General features: G+C 62.5%; 23 protein-coding genes, 1 tRNA gene and 2 pseudogenes. 10 read left to right on the top strand and 16 right to left on the bottom strand.

Features of this window, described 5'->3' with window-relative positions:
* Positions 1 to 46: 46 nt before the first annotated feature.
* Entirely contained in the window at positions 47 to 1861 is a 1815-nt protein-coding gene (nagE, locus tag OKW44_RS25460) for an N-acetylglucosamine-specific PTS transporter subunit IIBC (RefSeq protein ID WP_018419324.1), read from the top strand.
* Between the two features lie 146 nt (positions 1862 to 2007).
* On the opposite strand, the gene cydB is transcribed toward nagE, so the two are convergent.
* The 4 genes from cydB to rpoH all read right to left on the bottom strand — a co-directional run bounded on the left by cydB (position 2008) and on the right by rpoH (position 6365).
* On the bottom strand, positions 2008 to 3144 hold the full coding sequence (cydB, locus tag OKW44_RS25455; RefSeq protein ID WP_018419325.1) for a cytochrome d ubiquinol oxidase subunit II: 1137 nt from the start codon (positions 3142 to 3144) through the stop codon (positions 2008 to 2010).
* Positions 3145 to 3178: 34 nt separating this feature from the next.
* Positions 3179 to 4771: a cytochrome ubiquinol oxidase subunit I gene (locus OKW44_RS25450; RefSeq protein ID WP_018419326.1), complete on the bottom strand. Its 1593-nt coding sequence runs from the start codon at positions 4769 to 4771 to the stop codon at positions 3179 to 3181.
* A complete protein-coding gene (gene cydP, locus OKW44_RS25445; RefSeq protein WP_018419327.1) occupies positions 4761 to 5021 on the bottom strand; it encodes a cytochrome oxidase putative small subunit CydP in 261 nt (86 codons plus the stop codon). The genes OKW44_RS25450 and cydP overlap by 11 nt, the downstream gene beginning before the upstream one ends.
* Before the next feature lie 408 nt (positions 5022 to 5429).
* Entirely contained in the window at positions 5430 to 6365 is a 936-nt protein-coding gene (gene rpoH / locus OKW44_RS25440; protein WP_026225583.1) for an RNA polymerase sigma factor RpoH, read from the bottom strand.
* Between the two features lie 352 nt (positions 6366 to 6717).
* On the opposite strand from rpoH, the gene OKW44_RS25435 reads away from it, so the two are divergent.
* Together OKW44_RS25435 and OKW44_RS25430 are read left to right on the top strand one after the other, a co-directional pair.
* Positions 6718 to 7290: an acyloxyacyl hydrolase gene (locus OKW44_RS25435; protein WP_026225584.1), complete on the top strand. Its 573-nt coding sequence runs from the start codon at positions 6718 to 6720 to the stop codon at positions 7288 to 7290.
* Between the two features lie 41 nt (positions 7291 to 7331).
* On the top strand, positions 7332 to 7715 hold the full coding sequence (locus OKW44_RS25430; RefSeq protein ID WP_008921685.1) for a nuclear transport factor 2 family protein: 384 nt from the start codon (positions 7332 to 7334) through the stop codon (positions 7713 to 7715).
* Between the two features lie 197 nt (positions 7716 to 7912).
* On the opposite strand, the pseudogene OKW44_RS25425 reads toward OKW44_RS25430, so the two are convergent.
* Together OKW44_RS25425 and ybiB are read right to left on the bottom strand one after the other, a co-directional pair.
* A pseudogene (locus OKW44_RS25425) lies at positions 7913 to 8136 on the bottom strand (hydroxymethylglutaryl-CoA lyase-like TIM-barrel protein); the annotation flags it as partial.
* 29 nt (positions 8137 to 8165) lie between these two features.
* Positions 8166 to 9137, bottom strand: a complete 972-nt coding sequence (gene ybiB / locus OKW44_RS25420) for a DNA-binding protein YbiB (RefSeq protein WP_018419331.1) — start codon at positions 9135 to 9137, stop codon at positions 8166 to 8168.
* 222 nt (positions 9138 to 9359) lie between these two features.
* Here ybiB and OKW44_RS25415 point away from each other — a divergent pair, with 222 nt between their 5' ends.
* Both OKW44_RS25415 and maiA read left to right on the top strand, forming a co-directional pair.
* Positions 9360 to 10058: a fumarylacetoacetate hydrolase family protein gene (locus tag OKW44_RS25415; protein WP_018419332.1), complete on the top strand. Its 699-nt coding sequence runs from the start codon at positions 9360 to 9362 to the stop codon at positions 10056 to 10058.
* A 34-nt stretch (positions 10059 to 10092) separates the two neighbouring features.
* Complete coding sequence (maiA, locus tag OKW44_RS25410; protein ID WP_018419333.1) at positions 10093 to 10737, top strand: maleylacetoacetate isomerase; 645 nt, start codon at positions 10093 to 10095, stop codon at positions 10735 to 10737.
* Positions 10738 to 10842: 105 nt separating this feature from the next.
* Here maiA and ftsY read toward each other — a convergent pair whose 3' ends face one another.
* Positions 10843 to 11994 carry a signal recognition particle-docking protein FtsY gene (gene ftsY / locus OKW44_RS25405; RefSeq protein WP_018419334.1) on the bottom strand — a complete coding sequence of 384 codons (1152 nt, stop codon included), beginning with the start codon at positions 11992 to 11994 and terminating at the stop codon, positions 10843 to 10845.
* A gap of 250 nt (positions 11995 to 12244) precedes the next feature.
* Between ftsY and rsmD the strand changes: the two genes are divergently transcribed.
* The 3 genes and pseudogenes from rsmD to OKW44_RS25390 form a co-directional block, all read left to right on the top strand.
* On the top strand, positions 12245 to 12859 hold the full coding sequence (gene rsmD / locus OKW44_RS25400) for a 16S rRNA (guanine(966)-N(2))-methyltransferase RsmD (RefSeq protein ID WP_018419335.1): 615 nt from the start codon (positions 12245 to 12247) through the stop codon (positions 12857 to 12859).
* Positions 12860 to 12959: 100 nt separating this feature from the next.
* Positions 12960 to 13469, top strand: a complete 510-nt coding sequence (gene coaD, locus OKW44_RS25395) for a pantetheine-phosphate adenylyltransferase (protein WP_018419336.1) — start codon at positions 12960 to 12962, stop codon at positions 13467 to 13469.
* A 667-nt stretch (positions 13470 to 14136) separates the two neighbouring features.
* Positions 14137 to 14279: pseudogene (locus OKW44_RS25390) on the top strand (porin); the annotation flags it as partial.
* Positions 14280 to 14314: 35 nt separating this feature from the next.
* Here the strand turns inward: OKW44_RS25390 and OKW44_RS25385 are convergent.
* Complete coding sequence (locus OKW44_RS25385; protein WP_026225587.1) at positions 14315 to 14662, bottom strand: transcriptional regulator; 348 nt, start codon at positions 14660 to 14662, stop codon at positions 14315 to 14317.
* Positions 14663 to 16086: 1424 nt separating this feature from the next.
* Between OKW44_RS25385 and OKW44_RS25380 the strand changes: the two genes are divergently transcribed.
* Together OKW44_RS25380 and OKW44_RS25375 are read left to right on the top strand one after the other, a co-directional pair.
* A complete protein-coding gene (locus tag OKW44_RS25380) occupies positions 16087 to 16857 on the top strand; it encodes a hypothetical protein (RefSeq protein WP_239499027.1) in 771 nt (256 codons plus the stop codon).
* Positions 16858 to 16890: 33 nt separating this feature from the next.
* A complete protein-coding gene (locus tag OKW44_RS25375) occupies positions 16891 to 17148 on the top strand; it encodes a YfhL family 4Fe-4S dicluster ferredoxin (protein WP_018419340.1) in 258 nt (85 codons plus the stop codon).
* A 78-nt stretch (positions 17149 to 17226) separates the two neighbouring features.
* On the opposite strand, the gene hisC is transcribed toward OKW44_RS25375, so the two are convergent.
* The 8 genes from hisC to OKW44_RS25335 form a co-directional block, all read right to left on the bottom strand.
* Positions 17227 to 18306, bottom strand: a complete 1080-nt coding sequence (gene hisC / locus OKW44_RS25370; RefSeq protein WP_018419341.1) for a histidinol-phosphate transaminase — start codon at positions 18304 to 18306, stop codon at positions 17227 to 17229.
* A gap of 50 nt (positions 18307 to 18356) precedes the next feature.
* Positions 18357 to 18962: an aminoacyl-tRNA hydrolase gene (gene pth / locus OKW44_RS25365; protein ID WP_018419342.1), complete on the bottom strand. Its 606-nt coding sequence runs from the start codon at positions 18960 to 18962 to the stop codon at positions 18357 to 18359.
* A gap of 148 nt (positions 18963 to 19110) precedes the next feature.
* Positions 19111 to 19728: a 50S ribosomal protein L25/general stress protein Ctc gene (locus OKW44_RS25360; protein ID WP_018419343.1), complete on the bottom strand. Its 618-nt coding sequence runs from the start codon at positions 19726 to 19728 to the stop codon at positions 19111 to 19113.
* 163 nt (positions 19729 to 19891) lie between these two features.
* Positions 19892 to 20848 (bottom strand): ribose-phosphate pyrophosphokinase, encoded by a 957-nt coding sequence (locus OKW44_RS25355; RefSeq protein ID WP_018419345.1) that lies wholly within the window; start codon positions 20846 to 20848, stop codon positions 19892 to 19894.
* Between the two features lie 62 nt (positions 20849 to 20910).
* A tRNA-Gln gene (locus OKW44_RS25350) sits at positions 20911 to 20987 on the bottom strand.
* A 52-nt stretch (positions 20988 to 21039) separates the two neighbouring features.
* The gene (ispE, locus tag OKW44_RS25345) at positions 21040 to 21921 is read right to left on the bottom strand and encodes a 4-(cytidine 5'-diphospho)-2-C-methyl-D-erythritol kinase (RefSeq protein ID WP_018419346.1); all 882 of its coding nucleotides are present in this window, start codon (positions 21919 to 21921) and stop codon (positions 21040 to 21042) included.
* Positions 21922 to 22012: 91 nt separating this feature from the next.
* On the bottom strand, positions 22013 to 22645 hold the full coding sequence (gene lolB, locus OKW44_RS25340) for a lipoprotein insertase outer membrane protein LolB (RefSeq protein ID WP_018419347.1): 633 nt from the start codon (positions 22643 to 22645) through the stop codon (positions 22013 to 22015).
* The gene (locus tag OKW44_RS25335) at positions 22645 to 24486 is read right to left on the bottom strand and encodes a tetratricopeptide repeat protein (protein ID WP_018419348.1); all 1842 of its coding nucleotides are present in this window, start codon (positions 24484 to 24486) and stop codon (positions 22645 to 22647) included. The genes lolB and OKW44_RS25335 overlap by 1 nt, the downstream gene beginning before the upstream one ends.
* Positions 24487 to 24523 lie beyond the last annotated feature (37 nt).

Genomic DNA, 24523 nt, shown 5'->3' with positions numbered 1-24523 from the left:
CCACTCAACCAAGACGTACCCCTACGAGACAAAATTGGAGATACCGATGGATGGAAATCCGTTTCTGAAGATTCAGCGCCTGGGACGCGCGCTGATGCTGCCGATCGCGGTGCTACCGGTGGCCGGCCTGTTGCTGCGGCTCGGCCAGCCCGACGTGTTCAACATCAAGATGATTGCCGATGCGGGCGGCGCGATCTTCGACAACCTGCCGCTCCTGTTCGCAATCGGCGTGGCGGTCGGCTTCGCGAAAGACAACAACGGCGTCGCGGGTCTGGCTGGCGCGATCGGCTATCTGGTGCAGATCGCGGTGATGAAGGACATCAACGACAAGCTCAACATGGGCGTGCTGTCGGGGATCATCGCGGGCATCGTCGCTGGGCTGCTGTACAACCGCTACAAGGACATCAAGCTGCCCGACTACCTGGCGTTCTTCGGCGGCAAACGCTTCGTGCCGATCGTTACAGGGGTGGTCTGCGTGGTGCTAGGCATCGTATTCGGGCATGTGTGGGAGCCGGTGCAGAACGCGATCGACGTGGCCGGCCACTGGCTCACGACGGCCGGCGCGCTCGGCGCCTTCGTGTTCGGCGTGCTGAACCGGCTGCTGCTCGTCACGGGCTTGCATCACATCCTCAATTCGCTGACGTGGTTCGTGTTCGGCACCTTCACGCCGGCGGGCGGTGCGCCCGTCACGGGCGACCTGCACCGCTTCTTCGCTGGCGATCCGACCGCGGGCACCTTCATGACCGGCTTCTTCCCGGTGATGATGTTCGGCCTGCCGGCCGCGTGTCTCGCGATGTATCACGAGGCGCCGAAAGAGCGTCGCGCGATGGTGTTCGGCCTGCTGTTCTCGATGGCGCTCACGTCGTTCCTGACCGGTGTCACCGAGCCGATCGAGTTCAGCTTCATGTTCCTCGCGCCGGTGCTGTATGCAATCCACGCGCTGCTGACAGGTCTGTCGCTCGCGATCTGCTCGGCGCTCGGGATTCACCTCGGCTTCACGTTCTCGGCGGGCTTCATCGACTACGTGCTGAACTTCGGTCTGTCGACGAAGGGCTGGTGGGCGATTCCGCTCGGCATCGTGTACTCGGTCGTGTACTACGGTCTGTTCCGCTTCTTCATCCGTAAGTTCAACATGGCGACGCCGGGCCGTGAGCCCGCCGCTGCCGACGAGCAGGTCGAGTCGTTCGCGGCGGGCGGTTTCGTCGCGCCGGCGGCTGGGGCGGCCGTGCCGCGCGCGCAGCGCTATATCGCGGCGCTCGGTGGCGCGGCGAATCTGTCGGTCGTGGATGCGTGCACGACGCGTCTGCGTCTGTCTGTCGTCGATGCGGACAAGGTCTCCGAAAGCGAACTGAAGTCGATTGGTGCGCGCGGTGTGCTCAAGCGCGGCGCGAACAACGTGCAGGTGATCATCGGACCGGAGGCGGACATCATCGCCGATGAGATGCGTACGGCGATCGCGCAGCGTCAGGGCGACGCGGTGAAGGTGGCGGGTGCTGCTGTATCGGCGCCGGCTGCTGCCGCGGCGGGTACCGCTGCCGCGCCGGTCGCGCGAAACGCTGGGTACGCCGATGACGCGCAAGGCGGTCCGCTCGATCCCGATCCGCTGCGCTGGCTCGCCGTGCTCGGCGGCGCGGACAACGTGGTGTCGCTCGATGCGGTCGCGGCGACGCGTCTGCGCGTGGTCGTGCGCGATCCGTCGGCGGTCGATCGTCAGCGGCTCGCGACGCTCGATACCGCGTGGGTGTCGACCGACACGTTCCATATCGTCGTCGGCGAGGCCGCGCAGCGCTATGTGCAGAAGCTGGCCGAGCGCCTGTCGTCGCAAGGCGGCGGCGCGGGCGCGGCGCCGGTGCCGGCGTGATCGGTTGATGGTTGTCGAGCGCTGTTGAGTTGCACGGCGATCGCAGCACGCCAATCAAAAAGCGGCACCTGGTCCCAAGGTGCCGCTTTCGCGTTTACGACCAGAGTGTGGCGCCTGGCGAGTTTTCTGTTGAAGCGTCGCGCCGGTCAATACATCGAATGGTGGTTTTCCTTGATCGCCGCGGCGGTCACCTTGCCGCGCATCACGCGATACACCCAGCCCGTATAGAGCAGGATGACCGGCAGGAACACGATCACCGCGAACAGCATGATCTCGAGCGTCATGCGGCTCGATGTGGAATCCCACATGGTCAGGCTGCTGCGGCCGTCGAGCGACGAAGGCATGATGAACGGGAACATCGAGAAGCCCGCGGTCAAGATCAAGCCGACGATCATCAGCGACGTCGACAGAAACGCCGTCGCCTCGAAGCGCGAACGCGCGAGCAGCACCGCGAGCACCCCGCCGACGAGACCCGCGAGCGGCGCAATCGCCATCCACGGGTAAAGCGCGTAGTTGGTCAGCCACAAACCCGGCGCGCCGATCACGGTCTTCATCAACGGATTGGAGACGGCGTCGAGCGGCGGCGCATCGACGATCTGATAGCCGCCGATCATCGTCGCGACGAGCGCGCCCGCCACGAGAAACAGCACCACCGTGCACAGCGCCGCGAGCCGCAGCGCCTTCGATGCGCGCTCGTGAACCACGCCGTCGGTCTTCCACTTGACGAACGCGGCGCCGTGCGCGGCCAGCATCGCCACGCTGACGAGTCCCGTCAGCAGCGCGAACGGATTGAGCAGGCCGAAGAAGCTGCCGTGATAGGTGACGCGCAGATCGGTATCGAACGAAAACGGCACGCCTTGCAGCAGATTGCCGAACGCGACACCGAACACCAGCGCCGGCACGAAGCCGCCGATGAAGAGGCCCCAGTCCCACGCGTTGCGCCAGCGCGGATCCTCGCGCTTGCCGCGATAGTCGAAGCCGACCGGGCGGAAGAACAGCGCGAACAGCACGAGCAGCATCGCGAAGTAGAAGCCTGAGAAGGATGCCGCGTAGGCGAGCGGCCACGCGGCGAACATCGCGGCGGCCGCGGTCACGAACCAGACCTGGTTGCCTTCCCACGTCGCGCCGACCGTGTTCACGACGATGCGTCGCTCGGAGTCAGTGCTGGCGATGAACGGCAGCAGGATCGCCGCGCCCATGTCGAAGCCGTCGGTGAGCGCGAAGGCGATCAGCAGTACGCCTATCAATACCCACCAGATCAGTCTGAGAACTGCGTAGTCCATATGGGTTTCTCCTTCGGGGCGGTGCAGCGGTGCGTCATGCGGCCGTGTTCGACAGTGGCTGCGTCACCGGCTGTCCGTTCTCGTGGTGATAGCGGCCCGTATGCAGTGACGAAGGGCCGAGCCGCGCGTACTTGAACATCAGCATGATCTCGATGACGAACAGCCCCGTGTAGAACAGCACGAAGCCGCCGATGCTCAGATACAGATCGCGCGGCGTCAGCGTCGACGCGGCCAGGTTGGTCGGCAGAATGCCCGCGATGCTCCACGGCTGGCGGCCCATTTCCGCGACGATCCAGCCGAGCTCGGCGGCGAGCCACGGCAGCGGAATCGCGATGACCGCCCAGCGCAGAAACCAGCGGCGCTTTTCGAGCAGCAACGTGCGCTGCGCGCAGAACCAGAAGGCGAGCACGAAGGTGGCGAGGAACAGCAGGCCAAGGCCGACCATCGTGCGGAACGAGAAGAACAGTGTCAACACCGGCGGAACCGTGCTTCTTGCCGCCGCGGCGATCTGGTCTGGCGTCGCGTCGACAACGTTCGGCGTGAACGGCTTGAGCAGCAGGGCGTAGCCGAGATCGTCCTTGTACTTGTCGAACTCCGCATGCGCCTCGTCGCTGGAGTCGCCGCCCTTTAACCGCTGCAACGCCGAATAGGCGAGCATGCCGTCCTTGATGCGACCTTCGTTTCGGGCGATCAGCTCGCGCAGGCCGACCACGGGTTCGTTGAGCGAGCGGGTCGCGATAATGCCGAGCGCGTACGGCACACGGATCGCATAGTCGGTGCGTTGCTCTTTCTGATTGGGGATGCCAAATATCGTGAACGGTGCCGGCGCGGGCGCGGTCTCCCATTCGGATTCGATCGCGGCGAGCTTGATCTGCTGGACTTCACCGGTGCGATAGCCGGATTCGTCGCCCAGCACGATCACGCACAGCGCCGACGCGAGGCCGAAGCCGGCGGCGATCGCGAACGAGCGCAGCGCGAACTCGGTGTCGCGGCGCTTCAACAGATACCACGACGACACGCCGAGTACGAACATCGCCGCGGTCACATATCCAGCTGATACCGTGTGCACGAACTTGACCTGTGCAACCGGGTTGAAGATCACCGAGCCGATGCTGTCGAGCTCCATGCGCATCGTCTGATAGTTGAACTTCGCGCCGACCGGATTGTTCATCCAGCCGTTGGCAATCAGAATCCACAGCGCCGACAGGTTCGAACCGAGCGCGACACAGAACGTGACGATCAGATGCTGGATTTTTGACAATCTGTTCCAGCCGAAAAAGAACAGACCGACGAACGTCGATTCGAGGAAGAACGCCATCAGCCCTTCGACGGCGAGCGGCACGCCGAAAATGTCGCCGACGTAATGCGAGTAATAAGCCCAGTTGGTGCCGAACTGGAACTCGAGCGTGAGGCCCGTCGCGACGCCCATTGCAAAGTTGATGCCGAACAGCTTGCCCCAGAACTGCGTCATGTCCTTGTAGATCTGCTTGCCGGTCATCACGTAGACCGATTCCATGATGACGAGCAACCAGGCGAGACCGAGCGTGAGCGGCACGAACAGAAAGTGATAAAGCGCCGTGATGGCGAACTGGAACCGCGACAGTTCTACGACTTCGCTAACGGGCATGTTGATCACCTCGAGACGGATGCGGGGCGGGCACCGACAGCAGCGCCTGCGCGACCTGTTCAGGCGGCAGCATCATGTGCTGCGCCTGTGGATGATTGAAGAATGTGTACTTGAGCGCCATCAGTAGGACGAACTTGATGGCGAGGATGATGGCGATATCGCGCGCCAGCGTTGGACCGCGCACCCACCTGGTGAATCGGCCGCGCAAGCGCGACCGGACAGTGCTGCTGCGATTGAGGGCTATGGTCATGATCGGTCGAAGACGACTTCACGCCGGTGACTCCGGCTGGATCCAGACCGCCCTGGCCGTCAGGCAGTCTGGCGAATGCATGCCGATTGTAGGAGGTGAACCTCGCGCGCTCAGGTTTAGCCATGCGGCAACACGTCGCGAAACTTGCCGCGTCTGTGCAGTATTGCTACCGGACTTGCGATACGTCAAGAAAGGCTTACCGGCCTCGACAGGCCGGCTTGCTGGCGGGCCGACGCGAAGGGCGGCCGCGGGGACGCAAGAAAGGGCGAAAAGAATGAAAAAGCCCCGCCGTCTTGCGAGGGCGGGGCTTGAGCGCGATGGTCGCTAAATGGCGCGACCGATCAACGCGTGTCGTTTTTTTCTATGTCATGGGCGGGACACAATTGACGCGCCCATGGCTTCGACGCTTTACGCGTATTCGGTCAGCGCGCCGCGCATCTTCTTCATCGCGCTGGCTTCGATCTGGCGGATACGTTCGGCCGACACACCGAACTCGTCGGCCAGCTCGTGCAACGTGGAGCCGCCCGAGCCGTCGTCGGCCACCTTCAGCCAGCGCGCTTCGATGATGCGGCGGCTGCGCGTATCGAGCGCGTCGAGCGCGCTTGCGATGCCGTCGCTTTGCAGCCGGTCGCGCTGACGCGAAGCCAGCACGGCTGTCGGCTCGCTATGCGAGTCGGCCAGATAGGCGATCGGCGCGTACGACTCTTCACCGTCTTCGACCTGACCTTCGAGCGCGATATCGCCGCCCGACAGACGCGTTTCCATCTCCGCGACCTCTTCGCGCTTCACGTTCAGCTCTTTCGCGAGACCGTCGATCTCGTCCGGCGTGAACGCGGCAAGCCCCTGCTTGTGGCTGCGCAGGTTGAAGAACAGCTTGCGCTGCGCCTTGGTGGTGGCGACCTTCACCATGCGCCAGTTGCGCAGGATGTACTCGTGGATCTCGGCCTTGATCCAGTGCATCGCGTACGACACGAGGCGCACGTTTTGCTCGGGATCGAAGCGCTTGACCGCTTTCATCAGGCCGATGTTGCCTTCCTGGATCAGGTCGGCGTGCGGCAACCCGTAACCGAGGTAGTTGCGCGCGATGGACACGACGAGTCGCAGGTGCGACAGCACCAGGCGGCGCGCGGCCTCCAGATTGTCGTGTTCGCGCAATTCGGTGGCGAACTGGCGTTCTTCCGCCGGCGTCAGCATCGGAATCCGGTTGACCGCCTGGATGTAGGCGTCAATGTTGCCCAGTTGACCGGACAGCAGCGAGGAATGCGAGAGCGCCAGTGCACCTGCCGGAGCGGCCTTAGCCGACGACGGGCTCAAAGTACTCGGAAGGGTCATTGCATGGCTCACGTGTGAAGCTCCTTTGGAATCAGACAATAGCGTACTCAGTAAACGACTCCAGCGATGGATGTTAGCACTCAGATCTGCCGAGTGCTAATACTTAGAGGTCGCAGGGACATGCGAGTTCCCGAAAATCCTATTGGGTTTCGAATCTTGATAGTCATCATACGCTCTATTTGCCTTGCGCGTCGGACCTGTACAAAGTACCGTTCTTAGCCCTTGCGGGGTAATAATTGACTGATATCGCCCAGATTAAAAGAGAATAATTGCTTATCGGTGCCATTATCTGGGAGATACTTGCCCTTGAATTCGTCCTTGAAATAAAGGGGGCGCTCGCTTAATACTCGGCAGCATGGGGCAGATGCACAAGGAAAATCTTGTGGTGCGTGGACTTACTCTAAAAGGCACGTTTGCCGTTCCGCTCGTTCTGCTATTGGGCGCGGCGGGCGCGTCCCAAGCTGAGCAGTTCGGCGTGCAGGTGGCCGCTGGCGTCGGCGATCATCACGTCAGGACGCTCGATCTCGGCGCGGTCTGGGATCCAAACCTGACCTGGTGGCAGATCGGCGACTGGCATTTCGCGCTGACCGGCGAGGCGCACGTCGCTTGGTGGCACATCAAGGAAGGAAACGTTCACGACAACATCGGCGAGATCGGCGTGACGCCGGTGATCCGCTTAATCAGGTCGTCGGGTTCGGTGCGGCCATTCATCGAGGTGGGTGCCGGCGTCCGGCTGCTGACCAGCCCACGCATTTCTTCCGACTTCACGTTGGGCACGGCGTTCCAGTTAGCCGAGATGGCGGGCGTCGGGCTGCAGTTCGGCGCTCGTGAGCAGTATGTCGCCGGCTACCGCTTCCAGCATGTCTCCAATGGCGGTATCAAAGAGCCGAATCCTGGTATAAATTTCAGCCAGCTATATTTGCAATATCACTTCTGACCGTGGCCGCCTGCGGCTCGCGGTGTTCGAGGGGCTCTGCAATGGCGGCAAAGATGATCGAAGCGATTCGCGGGCTCGAGCGAGAGCGTTTTCGCGCGATGGTCGATGGCGATGGGCAGTCGCTCGACACGCTGCTCGCGGACAACGTGAGCTACGTCCATACGAATGGCAAGCGCGAGACGAAGCGGCAGTTCATCGACGGGATCACCGCGGGGCGCCGCCGTTATCGGCAAATCGAGGTGCAGTCGCAGGATGTCTTGCCGGCCGGGCGCGAGACCTACGTCGTCACGGGCCGCGCGCTGATCGAGATGGAGGCGAACAACGGCGCGCTCCTGTTTCCGATTGCCTATACCGCGATTCACACGCACGAAGACGGGCAGTGGCGACTGATCGCGTGGCAGGCGACGCGTTGCGCGCTCGAGTGAGATTTTCATCGCGCGGGTGCGCCTCGTGAGCGCGTCTCCGGCGGCAGCGGAATGCGGGTGTGTACTCCGCTGCCGCAGGCTCGAGGCCCAACGCGAATTCACGCGGTCGCGCATTCGCCAGCTTTGTCGCGGCTGTTTGCGCCGTGCTCGTCTACATCGGCATCCGCGTCGCGCGCCTCGCACGTGCCGCGCATCGCTACCTCTCCCGCATACGGATGCCGCGCCGCCACCGGAAGCCGCGTGCACCGTTCCGCCACGCGCCTGATCTCGCGAGATCCGAGAAATCCAGACCGCTATCGATACCCATCGCGTCGAGATTCATCGCGACTGTGACGAGATCGACATTGCCGGTGCGCCCGCCATTCCCGAACAGACAGCCTTCGATGCGATCCACGCCCGCCAGCAGCGCGAACTGCACGGCGCGTGCGTTGGCCTGTCAACCCGCGGCCGTCAGGCCGCCGTCTTCGCGATATCGACGATCAGCTCGACCTGCCGCTCGATCGCGCCAGGCACCGGCGCTTCGCCGCGCAGCACGGCGTCGATCCAGGCGGCCGTGGTCGCCGCGTCGCGCGCTTCGGGCAGCTCGACTTCGGGCGCATCGGGCGACGAGCGCGAGTGCGGCAGCCGCGTCTCGCAGATGCCGTCATGCAGCCAGTCGACCTGCACCTGGCGGCGCGTATCGGCGACCGCCTCGCCTTCGGTGCCGCGCGCCAGCAGAGCACCGCCCACGGCCGCATCGGGATGCGTGACGAACAGCTGAGCGAGACTGTCGCGATATGGCGGATGCGTGTAGTTCACGAGCCGCAATCCCGCGGGCGCGAATGGCTGCAGCAGCTTCACGAGCGTGTGCGTCGAATTGCGCACGCCCATGCGCCGGCGCAGCGCCAGCAGGCGCGCGAGCTTGGGCGCCAGTACGTCGATCGAGGCGAACGCGACGCGGCGCTCCGCAAGTGCAGCTTCGATCTGCGTGTGCGACTGCGCATGGGCAATGCGCAAATGTGTGAAGATTTCCGCGCTCGTCACCCGACCCGGATCTTCGGTGACGCCGTGCACCAGCACCGGCACGCCTTCGCGTGCGAGCAGCAGTGCGAGCAGCGGCACGAGGTTCGGCCGCTTGCGCGCGCCGTTGTACGACGGAATCGACACCGGCCGAAACGCGCCGTGCGGCAGCCGCACCGGCTCGAACGATGTATGCGCGGCGGCCAGCATCGCGGCGAGTTCGTCGGCGGTTTCGCCTTTCACGCGATACGCGAGCAGCACCGCGCCGAGTTCGAGATCGTCGACGCGGCCGTCGAGCATCGCGGTGTAGAGCGAGCGCGTGTCGTCGGCGGTCAGCGCGCGGGCGCCATTCGGGCCGCGGCCGATTTCCTTGATGAATCGGGCCCAGGGGAAGGGGGAAGTGGTATCGGTGGAGTCGGTCATCTTGCGCAAGAGGCGGGTGGCGTGCCGCGCCTGGCGGTTCGCTACGCCATTCGGGGAACAGTTCGGTGTGAGTATCGCATCTATGGCGAGCGGGCGAACAGCAACGAAGCGGCCACTCAGTGGCGCGCGACGGGCCGCCTGACGCGCACCCGCGCCGTGCCGCGCGTTACACTCGATGTTTCTCGCCGCCTCGGCGGCGCACATCGGAAAACGGAGAACGGGATGAGTTACGTATTTGCACCCGCACCGCAGGTCGCGGTGCCGGTCGTGGGGTCGAGCGAGCAGTTCGCGGTGCGCCGCATCTACTGCGTTGGGCGCAACTACGAGGCGCACGCGCGTGAAATGGGCCACGACCCGGACCGCGAGCCGCCGTTCTTCTTCACGAAGCCGGCCGATGCGATCGTGTACGTCGCGCCGGGCACGACCGGCGAATTCCCGTATCCGTCGCAGACCGGGAACGTCCATTTCGAAATGGAAATGGTCGCGGCGATCGGCGAGGGCGGCAAAGACATCCCCGTCGACCGCGCGCTCGACCACGTCTACGGTTACGCGGTCGGTCTCGACATGACGCGCCGCGACCTGCAAGGCGAAGCCAAGAAGATGGGTCGTCCGTGGGATACCGCCAAGGGCTTCGATCACTCGGCGCCGCTCGGCCCGATCCATCCGGCTTCGACGGTTGGTCATATCGGCAAGGGCGAGATCTGGCTGTCGGTGAATGGCGAGGACAGGCAGCGCGCGGATGTGTCGCAGCTGATCTGGTCGGTGGCCGAGACGATCGCGTATCTGTCGACCCTGTTCGAACTGCGGCCTGGCGACCTGATTTTCACCGGCACGCCGGAAGGCGTCGGCGCGGTCGCGAAGGGTGACCTGATGAAGGGCGGCGTGGATGGGCTCGGCGAGTTCAGCGTGCGCGTCGTCTGAGACGGCTTGCGTGCAGGTGGAGGAGGCAGACAACATGAAGCTCTACAGCTATTTCCGTAGCTCGGCGTCGTATCGCGTGCGCATCGCGCTGAACGTGAAGAACCTGTCGTACGACTACGTACCCGTGCACCTCGTGCGCGAAGGCGGCGAGCAGCTGAAGCCCGAGTATCGCAAGATCAACCCCGACTGCATCGTGCCGACGCTCGCCGTCGGCAGTCATTTGCTGCCGCAGTCGCTCGCGATCATCGAGTATCTCGAGGAGACGCATCCCGAGCCGCCGTTGCTGCCGAAGGCGCCGCTCGATCGCGCGTATGTGCGCTCGGTGGCGCTGCAGGTCGCGTGCGAGATTCATCCGCTGAACAATCTGCGCGTGCTGCGCTATCTGAAGCACACGCTGCGAGTCGACGACGACGCGAAGGACGCGTGGTACCGGCACTGGATCGACGCGGGCTTCGCGACCCTGGAGACGCATCTCGCCGGCGACGCGCGCACCGGCAAACTGTGTTTCGGCGACGCACCGACACTCGCCGACGCGTGCCTGATTCCGCAGGTATTCAACGCGCAGCGCTTCAAGGTCGACACCGCAAAGTTTCCGACGATCCAGCGCATCTACGATCACGCGATGCAACTCGATGCGTTCGCGCGCGCGGCGCCGGGCGTGCAGCCGGACGCGGAGTGAGCCCGGGATCGCTGACACGTCGACGGCAGCTTGAAACGAAAAAAGGGCGCTCCGCGGAGTGCCCTTTTCCTTTGGTTCGCCGCGAGCGCCGCAACGATCACGCGATCAGCCGCCCAGTAGCGCGTCCGAAAACTCCTCCGCGCTGAACGGCTGCAGGTCCTCGACCTTTTCGCCGACGCCGATGAAATACACCGGAATGGGCCGCTGCCGCGCGATCGCCGCAAGGATGCCGCCCTTCGCGGTGCCGTCGAGCTTGGTGACGATCAGGCCGGTGAGTCCGAGCGCGTCGTCGAACGCCTTGACCTGTGTGAGCGCGTTCTGGCCGGTGTTCGCGTCGATCACGAGCAGCACTTCGTGCGGCGCGCCGTCCTGCGCCTTGCCAATCACGCGCTTCACCTTGCGCAGTTCTTCCATCAGATGCAGTTGCGTGGGCAGGCGGCCGGCCGTGTCGGCCATCAACACGTCGATCTTGCGCGCGCGCGCGGCGCCGACCGCGTCGAAGATCACCGCGGCCGGGTCGCCGCTTTCCTGTGCGACCACGGTCACGTTGTTGCGCTGGCCCCACACCGCGAGTTGCTCGCGCGCGGCGGCGCGGAACGTGTCGCCGGCGGCGAGCAGCACCGATTGGTCAAAGCTCTGCAGATGCTTCGCGAGCTTGCCGATGCTCGTGGTTTTGCCCGCGCCGTTGACGCCGGCGATCATCATCACGAGCGGCTGCGCACGGCCGAGCATCAGCGATTTTTCGAGCGGCTTGAGCAATTCGACGAGCAGTGCGCGCAAGGCGGTTTTGACCTGCAGGGGATCCGTCAGGCGTTCGCTGCGCACTTTCTCATGCAGCGCTTCGAGCAGGAATTCGGTCGCCTCGACGCCGGCGTCCGACATCAGCAGCGCGGCTTCGAGATCCTCGTACAAGTCCTCGTCGATCTTCGTGCCGACGAAAATGCCGGTCAGGTTCGAACTGGTTTTCGCGAGGCCGCTCTTCAGGCGCGTGAGCCAGGAGCGCTTCGCGCCGACGTCCTGCACGGGCGGTGGGACGATTTCAACGGTATCGAGCGCGGCCTCTGGCGGCTCGGGCTGCGGCTCGATGATGGTCGTGGCCGCAGGCGGAACGGGGGGCGCGTTAGGCTCGATGGGTTCGGCGGGCGCAACGGGTGCGGCCTCGGCCTCGGGTGCCGCGCCGTCTTGCGCCGCCAGCGATTCGTCTGCGGCGGTATCGGACTCTTTCGAGCCCTTAAATCGTTTGAAAAAGCTGAACATGATCTGACGTATGGGAGAGCGCGCCGATGCGCGCAGCCGGCACGGGACCGGCGAAGCGGTGGGCAGCGCCGGGATGCGAAAAGGCGGGGCGCTGGCAGCCGCACATTTTATCAGGCGTGCCGTGGCGCGTCGTATCGGCCGCTCGGCCAGGCTGGACGCGCGCCACCCCTGTGGTAACGTGAGCGCTCCGGCCCGCGCGCATCGACGCCGCGGGCGTGTTCATCACCTAGCTGAAACTGCACGATACTGCATGCCTCGTTTAGCACCTTCACGCGCCGCTGGCGCTTCGTCCAAAAGTGGCAAACCGCATGCCATTCGCATCATCGGCGGCGACTGGAAACGCACGCCGCTGCCCGTGCTCGATCTGGACGGCTTGCGCCCGACGCCCGACCGCGTCCGCGAAACGCTGTTCAACTGGCTCGGCCAGCGTCTGGACGGCCAGCACTGCCTCGATTTGTTCGCTGGTAGTGGGGCGCTCGGCTTCGAGGCCGCGTCGCGCGGCGCCGCTCGCGTGCTGATGGCGGAGCGCCATGCGCGCGCTGCCAGCCAGTTGCGCGCAAACCAGCAGCGGCTCGATGCCCGCATGATCGAAATCGCCGAGGCGGACGGCCTGCGTCTTGCGGCGAGTCTCGCGCCAGGCTCGTTCGACGTCGTGTTCCTCGATCCGCCGTTCGATGCCCACCTGCTCGGCAAGGCGCTCGCGGTGGCCGTGCCGCTCGTGCGCGCCGACGGCTATCTTTATGTCGAGGCCGGCGAAGCGCTCGAACCGGCCGCTCACGAGCTGCTGTCAGGCTGGAAACTCGTGCGGCAGGGCAAAGCGGGCGCTGTGCACTTTCATTTGCTGCAGCGCGAAAATAAGGAATAATGCGCGTTCCAAAAAAGGGCCGGGCGGTTTATCGTCATCCGCGCCGGTGCGAAATGTGTCGCCCGGACGTGCCCTTTTGTCTGAAGAGAGGAGAAGTCTCATGGTAGTCGCCGTGTACCCGGGCACGTTCGACCCGCTGACGCGCGGTCACGAAGACCTCGTTCGGCGCGCGTCGAGCATTTTCGACACGCTGGTGGTGGGTGTGGCCGACAGCCGTGCCAAGAAGCCGTTTTTCACTCTCCAAGAACGCCTCGCGATTGCGCACGAGGTACTCGGCCACTATCCGAACGTCCAGGTGATGAGCTTCAAGGGGCTGCTGAAGGACTTCGTGCGGACCAACAACGCGCGGGTGATCGTCAGGGGGCTGCGCGCGGTGTCGGACTTCGAGTACGAGTTCCAGATGGCGGGCATGAACCGTTATCTGCTGCCCGATGTCGAGACGATGTTCATGACGCCGTCCGATCAGTATCAGTTCATCTCGGGCACGATCGTGCGCGAGATCGCGCAATTGGGCGGCGACGTCAGCAAGTTCGTGTTCCCGTCCGTCGAAAAATGGCTGAAGGAGAAGGTCGCTTCGCTGGATTCGCAGGACGGCGCTCAGGGGACGTGAGCCTGAGTCGCGCGAATGCCGGTTTTGACGGATCAAGACCGGCCAGGCCTCGGTGATCGGCGCCAGGTGCATCAGTCGGCTGTTCCAAGTAATGTTGGCGAGCCGTATTGGCGGCGAACGTCGATCCTGTCGTTACGCACGGGCATCGGTGTATTCGATGGTTCGCGCAAGCTGTGATGTCAATGATGATGCGAAGAACAAGAATCGTCTCTTCATCGCAAACGGGGCGATCATCAATAGTCACGCCGGCTTGTCAGCTTCCTACGGAACCCTATCCGGAAAACGTCACGACTGCAGTGGGCACTCGAAGCGGGGCTCGCGGCCGAAAACTCGATCCGGTACGCTGGCCAGTTCGATCGGCTGTACATCCGGCGCGATGCACTCGTTCCGCAGCAACGAGATAAGCGGCGCCAATGGCTTCTCGGGGCAGATACCGGGTCACTTCCCGGCCGGAAGCCTCGCGAACTTCCTCGCTTCCAATTCTGATGGTCCGTTCAATGTTGCGGCCGGCGTCCAGCAGCTTCGCGACGACGCGAATAACCACCAAAAGATTTTCAACGTCAATGCCATGCACGAGTTGTGCCGGGTGAAGCTCTATGCCGGCTGGCGGCATTCGCAAAACGAAACGGGGTTGATCGATACGGGCGTGGGCAATCAATATATCTTTGTCCAATTCGCCGAGTATGAACTGACGAAGCGCACCAGTACGGTACGACGGATTTCAACAGGGTGACAGGTGCCGCATACGTGGAATTGCCGGGGCGGAGCAACCAGACGGGCATTGCAATAGGAATGACGAGTTTTTCCTAACCGGATAGTGCCGGCTTAACCGAAGCAGAACAATGTCAGCTTCCCTTTGCGGCTTTGGTGAACGCCTCGGCAAGTTTGTCGAAGTGCCGGAGTGCCGCGGGCGTCAGCTCGACCTGTTTGCGGCGAGCGTCTTCGGTGTCGTTGAGCAGGAGCCAGCCCTTTTCGCGCATTGACGTGATACGGGCATGCAAGGTAGCCGGCGACCCCAGCGCACTTTGGGCCATCATGTCTCGAACCGACAGGCGTTCGTTTTTTTGCCTCATGCGAGCGACGAACTCCAGGATCTTTTCTTCGAGCGGATCGAGCGCGGGAAGTGAGGGAAGACCTCGCAGTGCTTCGGTCAATTGAAGAAATCGAAGATAGATATCAGCAGGGCGGGCCATGACCATCGCTCCAACGAAAACGCCGCTCACCCGAGCGCGAAAAGCGAACCTTGATGCTGCCCAGCGACAACCGGGCTTGCCTATTTTATCTCCATGTCCAGCTTACGTTTGCATTTGCTCCCGGTCGAGGGCACGGCCATCGCGTTCGCGCTGTCGCTCTGGATCAGTCAGGAAGTCTTCACGCACATCGAGCTCGTCCGGGGCGTGAACTGAATCTACCTGCCGTCAGGAGTCAGACTATTGAGCACCTTGCTTCAGGGGGGCGATGGCGCAATTGGCTTGCTATTAGCGAGCTTGCTCGTCGACCTCTTCTATTTCTTCCCGTACGACCCTGTGCTGTCAATCGCCGCCGGAATCATCGCTATGGTGGCGCCGTATGCGGTGTATCGCTTCGCGAGGGAGCGGTATGGGGTTGAATGCTTTGCTGACCAACCTCGCCGTGAAGCGACTACTCATGGAAAAAGCAGGTTGAGCATGGGCTTTTGCCGTAACCGACCGGTCGGCGCGAGCCAGAAAACCGGTCGGTCCGGACAGCGCATTCCACGCGAACCATTTCTCTCAGGTTTGACCGTTACAAAAACTATAACGATAAAGTCCCGCGTTGGCAAGGTTCGTGCGGGTGATCAGCTCGAGCCATCGCTGGAGGACGATTGGCTGCTTTCCGCACGCGGATTCAACCGCTCGATGCAACACTATGATCGTCGATCAAGTGGCGAAGGCTGTAGGCCGCTACGTGCCCATAGAGGATCGGCCAATCTACCGCGAGTAACGGAATCGTTGGGTCTTTCCGACACCAGTACGCAACAAACCGCGCCCAGCCCCCGAGAAACATTCCGTTGCCAGAACTCAGTAGACACGGAGGGCGAGCGACAGGCGGAACCAGCATCCGCGGCATTCCCGCCGCCAGGGTTTCAAGGGCGTCCGACGATTCGTGTGACGCCAGCAGACTGTCCTCGGTATCAGACAGGTATCGACGTACTTCTTCTGCGACGCATGTGCTGCGAAGTTCCAGGTAAGAGGCGCGGACTTCATCAAGTACTGAAGTGGGCACACACGAATAATTGGAGCCACCCAGTCTTTCCAAAGCAGCGCGCCTGACGAAGTCCGGAAGCGCCCCCAACCTTGTTTCACAGCCGAGCAACGCATCTTGAAAGACGGGATAGCACGCGAGCCCTGCAGCAGGCGGACGGCCTACTGGTCGGCGTGCCGATAGCGACCGGTTCGTCTGGATAGCGCGTTCCGTTCCAGCCTGTTCTCTCAGGTTCATCGCTATAAAAAGCATATCAATATGGACGCTGCTCTGCATGCTAGTCGAGCCGGGCATAAAGCTATACATGGTTTTTCGGCCGCGTCGCGCAGAACTTGAGGGCCTCGCGAAATTTTTTCCGTGAGCGTCACGATATCTGTGAACGAAAGCCTGCTGCTTGTGCTCGCGGAACGCCATACGGGCACGCTATGATGCATTCGGCAAAAGCAACCGAGGATGGCTCACCGCAATGTCTAGCTTACGTTTGCATTTTTGGTCGATCGCTGGGACCCTGATCGCGTTCCTGGCGTCGCTGTGGGTCAATCAGGAGGTGTTTACGCACACGTCTTTCGTGCGAGGCGTCAACTGGATTTTCCTGCCGTCTGGTGTTCGGCTTCTCAGCACATTGCTGGTTGGGTTCGATGGTGCAATCGGCCTGCTGCTTGCCGGACTGATTACAGACTTTCTGTACTGGTTTCCGCATGACCCGGTGCGTGCAATAGCAGGCGCTTTGCTTGGGTCACTGGCACCGTATCTGGTCTACCGGTTTGCGCTCGAGTATTTCGATCTGCGCGCATCGCTGACGAACCTGACGCCGAAGCGGCTGCTTGTTCTGGCTGTCGCCTATTCGGGAGCAAATGCGCTGTTTCACCACCTGTGGTTCGCACTGGTCGGTACGACGAAGAACTGGTTCGAAAGCTTCTTCACGATGTTTGTGGGTGACCTCGCCGGGGCGCTAATCATTCTGTATGTGATGAAGGCACTGCTGGCCTTGTTGCCGAAACAGCCCGGCAATTCCCGCGTGTCGAATGGCATGTTCAGCATCCAGTTGGCGTTGAACAGCGCATACGCCAACCAGTTTGCGACGAAGGCTACCTGGCCGAGAAGCGCAGCCGTCCACGATCCTGGCGCGGGATTGCGCGGCCGTGCGAGGGCGAAAAAGCTATAATGTATTGTTTTGTCTAGGAAAGTGGGTGGCAGAATGGCCCTGATGATTACCGACGAGTGCATCAATTGCGACGTCTGCGAGCCCGAGTGCCCGAACGACGCGATTTCGATGGGCCCGGAAATCTATGTGATCGACCCGAAGAAGTGCACCGAGTGCGTCGGTCATTTCGACGAGCCGCAATGCATTCAGGTGTGTCCGGTCGAGTGCATTCCGCGTGACCCGAACCACTTGGAAACGCGCGAAGGTTTGATGGCGAAATATCACGCCTTGCAGGCCGCCAAGCGCACCTGACGTTCGCGGGTGACGCGCAAAAGAAAACGGCGAAGGCCTGCGGGCCTTCGCCGTTTTCTTTTGGGGGCGGCGTTTCCGTTATCCGACGTAAGCGCTGAAAATGCCGCGCAAAGCGTCGAGCAGTATGTCGCATTCGGTGTCGGTGCCGACCGAGATCCGCAAATGCTGGTCGATGCGCGGCGCGTTGAAATGCCGCACGAAAATTTCCTTTTGCCGCAGCCGCGACGCGAGCGTCGCCGCGTCGTACCCCTCATGCCGCGCGAACAGCAGATTCGCGGCCGATGGCACCACCTCGAAACCGAGCGCGGTCAATTCCGCCGCAAGCCGTTCGCGGCTCGCGATCACCTTCGCGCAGCATTCGCGAAACCACGCGTCGTCTTCGTAGGCGGCGGTGGCCGCGACTTGCGCGAGGCGGTCGAGCGGGTACGAATTGAAGCTGTCCTTCACGCGATTGAGCGCATCGATCAACGCAGGATCGCCGAACGCAAAGCCGACGCGCATGCCGGCGAGCGAACGCGACTTCGACACGGTCTGCACGACGAGCAGATTCGGATAGCGCTCGATCAGCGCAATCGCCGACTCGGCGCCGAAGTCGACATACGCTTCGTCAATCACCACGACCGAATCAGGATGACTCGCAACGAGGCGCTCGATTTCCGCGAGCGGCAGCGGCCGGCCGGTCGGCGCGTTCGGATTCGGAAACAGGATGCCGCTGTTGGGCACCGTGTAGTCGTCGACGTTGATCGCGAAGCTGTCGTCGAGGGGGATGGTCCGGTAGTCGACCTCGAACAGCTTCGCGTAGGTCGGATAGAAGCTGTAAGTGATGTCGGGAAACAGCAGCGGCTTGTCGTGCTTGAGCAAGGCCTGGAACGTTAGCGCGAGTACCTCGTCCGAGCCGTTGCCCGCAAACACCTGCTCGGCGCGGATGCCGTGATACGCGGCGACCGTTTCGCGCAGCTTGTGTGCGCCAGGATCGGGATAGCGGCGCAGTGCCTCGGCCGTGTCGCCGAGCTCGCGGCGGATCGCGTCTAGTATGCGCGGCGACGGTGGATACGGATTCTCGTTGGTATTCAGCTTCACCGGATGCGCGAGCGCGGGCTGCTCTCCCGGCACGTACGGCGTCAGACGGTGAACAATGTCGCTCCAGTAGCGGCTCAAGCGATTCTCCTTGCGGGGTCGATTGCGGGTGTCGATGGATGCGGCGCACGTCAGCGGTTATTGCGATGCAGTTGCATCATTGCGCGTTCGAGCTCGCCCTTGATGATCTGCGGCATCACCGCGAGCGCGCGTTCGATCGACGCGTCGATGACCTCCTGCTCTTCTCGCCGCGGCGGCTTCAGCACATAGTTCGCGACGTCCGGCTTCGCGCCGGCGCGCGCGCTCTCGGGAATCAGATCGCGCGGATGGCCGATGCCGATCCGCAGCCGCCAGTATTGCTGCGACGACAGATGCGCGCTGATGTCCTTCAGCCCATTATGCCCGCCGCTGCCGCCGCCGAGCTTCAGCTTGACGCTGCCGGGTGGCATGTCGAGCTCGTCGTGCGCGACGAGAATCTCGTCGGGAAGAATCTTGAAGAATTGCGCGAGCGCGACGACCGATTGACCAGAGCGGTTCATGTAGGTCTGCGGCTCGAGCAGATGCACTTCCTCGCCATGCAACCGCGCTTTCGCGTAAAAGCCGTGAAATCGCCGCTCGTCGCGCAGCGCGGTGCCAGCCTCGCGCGCGAGTTGATCGACCAGCCAGCAGCCGGCGTTGTGACGCGTCGCGGTGTATTCGGCGCCCGGATTGCCGAGCCCGACGATCAGCTTGATCATGATTGCGTGAGTCCACCAAGTCCGGAAGTGAAACGTACCGGACTAAAAAAGCCGAAAAAAAACCCGCCAGGGCGAACCTCGGCGGGTCACATCGACCGTTTCATAGGAAACGGATCGAGAGGATTGCTTGCTTCGAACCGGAAGGCTCTTAAGCGGCCGGCGTTTCGCCGCCTTCAGCAGCAGCTGCGTCTTCAGCGATTGCGCCAGCCGGGATCGTTGCAGCAGCGACCACCGGGTTTTCCGCGTCGACGTGGGCGACAAGTGCCACGCCTGCCGGCAGCGGGATGTCTTTCGCGTGAACCGATTGACCGGCTTCGATCTTCGCGAGGTCGACTTCGATGAATTCCGGCAGTGCCGACGGCAGGCACTCGATTTCAATTTCGTTGAGGACGTGCGAGATCACCGCGCTCGACAGCTTCACTGCCGGGTTGGTTTCCTGGTTCAAGAAGTGCAGCGGCACCTTGGTGTGCAGCTTCTTCGACGCGTCGACGCGCTGGAAGTCCACGTGCAACACGAGCTGACGGAACGGGTGGTATTGCACGTCGCGCAGCAGAACCTGTTGCGACTTGCCTGCCACTTCCAGATCGAGGATCGACGAGTGGAAAACTTCTTTCTTCAGCGCGTGCCATAGGGCGTTGTGATCGAGTTCGACCAGTTGCGTGTCAGCACCAGCGCCATAAACGATACCCGGGGTCTTGCCCGAGTTACGCAGGCGGCGGCTCGCACCCGTACCTTGCAGGGAACGCTCGAAAGCGACTACTTTCATGTTGAATCTCCAATGCACTGCCCGCGACCAGGCAGTAAAAACAGGGCCTCGAAGCCGTAATGGCTGAGGCCCAGGATAGCGGCATGAACCTTCGTTCGTTCATGCCGATTGTGCAAAAACGCCGCGTGTCGCATGAAGCGGTACGCGGCGTCTTCGCAAATGCTTAACTTTCAGCGAACAGCGACATCACCGAATCGCCGCGGCGGATGCGCGAGAACGTTTCGGCGAGCAAACCGGCGCTCGTCAGCGAACGGATCTTCGCGCACGAACGGGCTTCTTCGCCGAGCGGAATCGTGTCCGTGACAACGAGTTCGTCGAGTGCGGAAGCGGCGATACGCTCACCCGCGCCGCCCGACAGAACCGGGTGGGTGGCGTACGCGAATACCTGCTTCGCGCCGCGTTCCTTCAGAACTTGCGCGGCCTTGCACAGCGTGCCTGCCGTGTCGACCATGTCGTCCATGATCACGCAGGTGCGGCCTTCGACTTCACCGATGATGTTCATTACTTCGGCGACGTTCGCCTTCGGGCGACGCTTGTCGATGATCGCGAGATCGCTATTGAGTTGCTTCGCCAATGCACGGGCGCGGACCACACCGCCGACGTCCGGCGAAACTACCATCAGGTTGTCGTAGTTCTGCTTGCGCAGATCCCCGAGCAGCACGGGCGTTGCGTAGATGTTGTCGACCGGGATGTCGAAGAAGCCTTGAATCTGGTCGGCGTGCAGATCCATCGTGATGATCCGCTCGACGCCGGCGATTTCCAGCATGTTCGCCACGACCTTAGCCGAGATGGCGACGCGCGCCGAACGCGGGCGACGATCCTGACGGGCATAACCGAAGTAGGGAATGGCTGCGGTGATCCGGCCTGCGGATGCGCGCTTGAGCGCATCGACCATGATCATCAGTTCCATCAGATTGTCGTTAGTCGGCGCGCACGTGGATTGCAGGACGAAGACATCCTTGCCGCGCACGTTTTCCTGAATCTCGACTTGGATTTCGCCGTCCGAGAAACGGCTAACCATTGCTTTGCCGAGGGGAATACCGAGGTTTTTGACGACTTCCTGTGCAAGCGCGGGATTTGCGTTGCCAGTAAAAACCATCAGGCCGTCATGGCTGCTCATCGTGCACCTACTTCAGGCTGGGGGCGGGAGAAATGCGAACTACAGCGAACTGCGAGAATTTTTGGCAGGGGAGAAAGGATTCGAACCTTTGCATGCCGGAATCAAAATCCGGTGCCTTAACCAGCTTGGCGACTCCCCTACACTAACTTTGAGCTCCGCCGAACGTGGAGTTTCGTTCGACGATGCAAAACTTATGACGCGAAAGCAAAGAGTGGATGCTGATCCAAGCCCGCTGCTACTGCACTGTTCCACTCGCCGGGCAGTTTGGCTTGCGCCGCGTCTGCTTCAGCTTTGCTACGGAACGCTGCAAAAACGCTGGCGCCCGATCCGGACATCCGCGCTGGCGCGATGCTTTCAAACCACCGCAACACTTGCGCTACTTCCGCGTACTTTCCTACGACAACCTGCTGCATGTCATTCCGGCCGAAGCTTTCTGGCCATTCAGTGTTGCAGCTGCGTTTTGCAGGAAAGTCCGTAATTTTGAGGGGCTTTGTATCTCTTGTCAACGCTTTTTCGGAAAAAATCGCTGCAGTCGGAACCTGCACCCTCGGCGTCACTACCAGGAAGTGACGCGGCGGCAATTGTACAACGTCTAATGATTCTCCGACACCCTCTGCAAACGCATTTTTTCCAAATACAAAGAAAGGCACGTCCGCGCCGAGCTTCAACGCAAGATCCTGCAACTCTTGACGTGGCAGATCGAGCTTCCACAGACGATTGAGCGCGAGCAGCGTCGTCGCCGCATCGGAACTGCCGCCGCCGAGACCCGCGCCCATTGGCAGGCGCTTGTCGATTCCGATATCGACGCCTTCGCGGGAGCCCGTATGTACCTTCAGCAACGTCGCGGCGCGTACGGTCAGGTCTTGCTCGGGTGGCACGTCGGCGATTTCGGTGCGGCGCGTGATGAGACCGTCGTCGCGTCGCGTGAAGTGCAGCGTGTCGCCCCAGTCAAGCAACTGGAAGACCGTCTGCAGCGTGTGATAACCATCCGGCCGACGGCCGGTGATGTGCAGGAAGAGATTGAGTTTCGCTGGCGCGAGACAGTCGCGCAGCGAATTGGTTGTTTCGATCATGAGTGAAGGCTACTGCGCCACTGTGGCGCCCCAAACGGGTAGCAAGGTTACGTGAGCGGATGCTGTGACAAAAGGCGCCAGCAAGAACGACTCACTGATCCAGCACGAGCTTGATGTCAAGTGGCGGCTCCGAGCGGCTCAGATTGAGGCGCTTCACGCCGGTGGCTGGCGCATCGGCATAGGCCACATAGTCGATCGTCCAGCCGTCCTGGGTGATCTGCTTCAGGCGCGACGGTTGCTCCGGATCCTTCTCGGTCTTCGCGCGCGAAGTCGGCGCCGGCGATGGTTGCAGCCAGTAGCGCAACCCTTCGACCGGCAGCGTGAAGCCGAGCGCGTTCTGCATCAGCGTCGACACGTTATCGGCGGTGAGCGGCTGGCGGTTCGGCAATTCGAGCGTGGCCGAAGCCGGCGACGAAGTCACGATGGCCAGCGTCTGGCCAAGCGGATTGCGCAACTGCAGCGTGACCGTGTCGCCCGTTTCCTGCCACGAGAAATTGCCGTAAGCGTTGCGCTGCTGGCCGTTCTGATCGTTGTATTGGATCGCGAAGCGGCCCTGATACGAGCGGCTCGTCTGCGCGGTGACTTCGGTGGCGGCGTTCGACGTGGACGGCCCCCGCGGCTTCACCGACGCGCAGCCGGCCAACGCGACAACCGCCGCCGCCGCGAAACCAACCGCGATGCCGCGAGGCGCCCTGGAAAAAGAAATCAAACGGGAAAGACGCATCAAAGATTGTTTACCTGAAGACGTTGCAACGTTTTGACGAGCGTCTCGTTGTCGGGTTCGAGCTTGCGAGCCTCGCGAAACGCGGCGCGCGCCTGTTCCTGCTCGCCGGCCTTCCACAGCACTTCGCCGAGGTGCGCGCCGATTTCCGCGTTCGGCTGGAGGCTGTATGCCTTGCGCAGCAGCTTGATCGCATCGGCCGTATTACCCATCCGGTACTTGACCCAGCCGACGCTGTCCATGATGAACGCATCGTTCGGTGCAAGCGCCGAGGCCTTCTCGACCAGCTTGTCCGCCTCTGACAGGCGCTGGTTGCGATCTGCGAGCGAATAGCCGAGCGCGTTATACGCCTGCGGATTGTCCGGCTGCGTCTGGATCAGCTTGCGCAACTGCGCTTCCATGACGTCGTAATGGCCGGTTTTCTCGGCGGCCATCGCGTAGTCGTAGGTGAGGTCGGGGTCGTCGGGAAAGCTCGCCGTGGCTTGCTCCAGACGCGCTTCGGCCTCGGGGTAGCGCTTCGCGTCGAACAGGATCGCCGCATCGGTGCGCGCGATCAGCGCCACATCACGCGGATCGGAGGTCTGCAAGTTGGAGAGCAACTGGCGCGCCTCTTCGGTCTTGCCCTGTTTCGCGAGCAGTTGCGCGCGGGTAATCTGCGCGGCCAGGTATTGTTGACTCGCTGGAGAGATCTTGTTCAGCCAGTCGCTTGCGCCCGCCTCATTCTTTTGTTCGAGCGCTAGCTGCGCGAGGTAGATGTAGGCCTGGCCCGCATCGGCACCCGGCGTCTTCTCGGCCTGCTGCGCGTACTGCATCAGATACGTCTGCGCTTCGGGGAGATTCTTCTGCTGGATCTTGATCAGCGCGAGCGCCATCAGCGGTGTCAAGTCGTTGGGGTTTGTCTTGCGCATGAGCTCGAACTGCTTCTGCGCGTCGTCGAGACGGTCGCTGGCAAGATACATCTGCGCCAGCGCGAGCCGTGCGTCATGCGATTTCGGATTCTGCTGCACGTACTTTTCGAGCGACGCGATGCCTTCCTTGCGCTCCTCCGGACCCATTTGCGACAGCATCAACGCCGCCGGCAGATAGTCGGGCTTGATCGTGAGCGCCTGCTCGAGCGACTTGTGCGCGCCCGGCGCGTCGTCGGCCAGCAGCTGCTGACGTGCGAGGGCCAGTTGCGCCTCCGGCCGGTTCATGTCGTTCTTCAGCAGGTCCTGCAACACGTGCAGGCCACCGACGCGGTTCGGGCCGCGCGACAACAGCAGTTGCAGCGCGAGGATCGCGCTGCCGCGATTTTCCTCAGGTATCTTCGCGAGTTCTTGCGACAGGATCGGCGACGCATCGTCAGGCTTGCCAGACAGCACGAGCAGCGACGCGTCGAGCTGGGCGGCGCGTTCCGAACTCGGCGCGTACTGTTGCCACAGTTGCGCGGCGGCGAGCGCGTCCGACGGGCTTTGCGCGGCCAGCGCGATTTCGGTGGCGCGTTGCGCCATGCGCGGGTCGTGAGTGTCGCGCGCGAGAGCGAGGTAGGTCTGATAGGCCGGTGCCGGCTGGTCGCGCTGCAGCGCGATCTCGGCGGCCAGCACCTGGAAGACGATCTGGCTCGACAGCGGTACGCCGGGCAGCGACTTTTCTTCTTCAGATGTTGCCGGACCCAGCGGGTCCGGCATCGTGACCGACGTGTCGTCGGAATCCGGCGACGGGTCCTGCGCATGCGCGGGCACGGCGGCCAGCGCCCACAATCCGAGCGCGGCTGCACCGAGCATCCGGCGAGCGAACACGGCGAGCGGCACGTTGGACACGCGCGCGCGGCGCTTTGAAAGCAGCTTCACGAAGGACACGTTCATGGAAATCCGTTCAATGTTTCAGTCGATTGTAACGCGC

The organism is Paraburkholderia lebeckiae, assembly GCF_050436325.1.
Taxonomy (GTDB): Bacteria; Pseudomonadota; Gammaproteobacteria; order Burkholderiales; family Burkholderiaceae; genus Paraburkholderia; species Paraburkholderia tuberum.
This window is presented reverse-complemented; position numbering and strand designations above follow the sequence as displayed.

What these genes read in the sequence shown, in the direction of transcription:
- nagE (WP_018419324.1), top strand. Translation starts at nt 47, where the DNA reads ATGGATGGAAATCCGTTTCTGAAGATTCAGCGCCTGGGACGCGCGCTG.
- cydB (WP_018419325.1), bottom strand. Translation starts at nt 3,144, where the DNA reads ATGGACTACGCAGTTCTCAGACTGATCTGGTGGGTATTGATAGGCGTA.
- OKW44_RS25450 (WP_018419326.1), bottom strand. Translation starts at nt 4,771, where the DNA reads ATGCCCGTTAGCGAAGTCGTAGAACTGTCGCGGTTCCAGTTCGCCATC.
- cydP (WP_018419327.1), bottom strand. Translation starts at nt 5,021, where the DNA reads ATGACCATAGCCCTCAATCGCAGCAGCACTGTCCGGTCGCGCTTGCGC.
- OKW44_RS25435 (WP_026225584.1), top strand. Translation starts at nt 6,718, where the DNA reads ATGCACAAGGAAAATCTTGTGGTGCGTGGACTTACTCTAAAAGGCACG.
- OKW44_RS25430 (WP_008921685.1), top strand. Translation starts at nt 7,332, where the DNA reads ATGGCGGCAAAGATGATCGAAGCGATTCGCGGGCTCGAGCGAGAGCGT.
- ybiB (WP_018419331.1), bottom strand. Translation starts at nt 9,137, where the DNA reads ATGACCGACTCCACCGATACCACTTCCCCCTTCCCCTGGGCCCGATTC.
- OKW44_RS25415 (WP_018419332.1), top strand. Translation starts at nt 9,360, where the DNA reads ATGAGTTACGTATTTGCACCCGCACCGCAGGTCGCGGTGCCGGTCGTG.
- maiA (WP_018419333.1), top strand. Translation starts at nt 10,093, where the DNA reads ATGAAGCTCTACAGCTATTTCCGTAGCTCGGCGTCGTATCGCGTGCGC.
- ftsY (WP_018419334.1), bottom strand. Translation starts at nt 11,994, where the DNA reads ATGTTCAGCTTTTTCAAACGATTTAAGGGCTCGAAAGAGTCCGATACC.
- rsmD (WP_018419335.1), top strand. Translation starts at nt 12,245, where the DNA reads ATGCCTCGTTTAGCACCTTCACGCGCCGCTGGCGCTTCGTCCAAAAGT.
- coaD (WP_018419336.1), top strand. Translation starts at nt 12,960, where the DNA reads ATGGTAGTCGCCGTGTACCCGGGCACGTTCGACCCGCTGACGCGCGGT.
- OKW44_RS25385 (WP_026225587.1), bottom strand. Translation starts at nt 14,662, where the DNA reads ATGGCCCGCCCTGCTGATATCTATCTTCGATTTCTTCAATTGACCGAA.
- OKW44_RS25375 (WP_018419340.1), top strand. Translation starts at nt 16,891, where the DNA reads ATGGCCCTGATGATTACCGACGAGTGCATCAATTGCGACGTCTGCGAG.
- pth (WP_018419342.1), bottom strand. Translation starts at nt 18,962, where the DNA reads ATGATCAAGCTGATCGTCGGGCTCGGCAATCCGGGCGCCGAATACACC.
- OKW44_RS25360 (WP_018419343.1), bottom strand. Translation starts at nt 19,728, where the DNA reads ATGAAAGTAGTCGCTTTCGAGCGTTCCCTGCAAGGTACGGGTGCGAGC.
- OKW44_RS25355 (WP_018419345.1), bottom strand. Translation starts at nt 20,848, where the DNA reads ATGAGCAGCCATGACGGCCTGATGGTTTTTACTGGCAACGCAAATCCC.
- ispE (WP_018419346.1), bottom strand. Translation starts at nt 21,921, where the DNA reads ATGATCGAAACAACCAATTCGCTGCGCGACTGTCTCGCGCCAGCGAAA.
- lolB (WP_018419347.1), bottom strand. Translation starts at nt 22,645, where the DNA reads ATGCGTCTTTCCCGTTTGATTTCTTTTTCCAGGGCGCCTCGCGGCATC.
- OKW44_RS25335 (WP_018419348.1), bottom strand. Translation starts at nt 24,486, where the DNA reads ATGAACGTGTCCTTCGTGAAGCTGCTTTCAAAGCGCCGCGCGCGCGTG.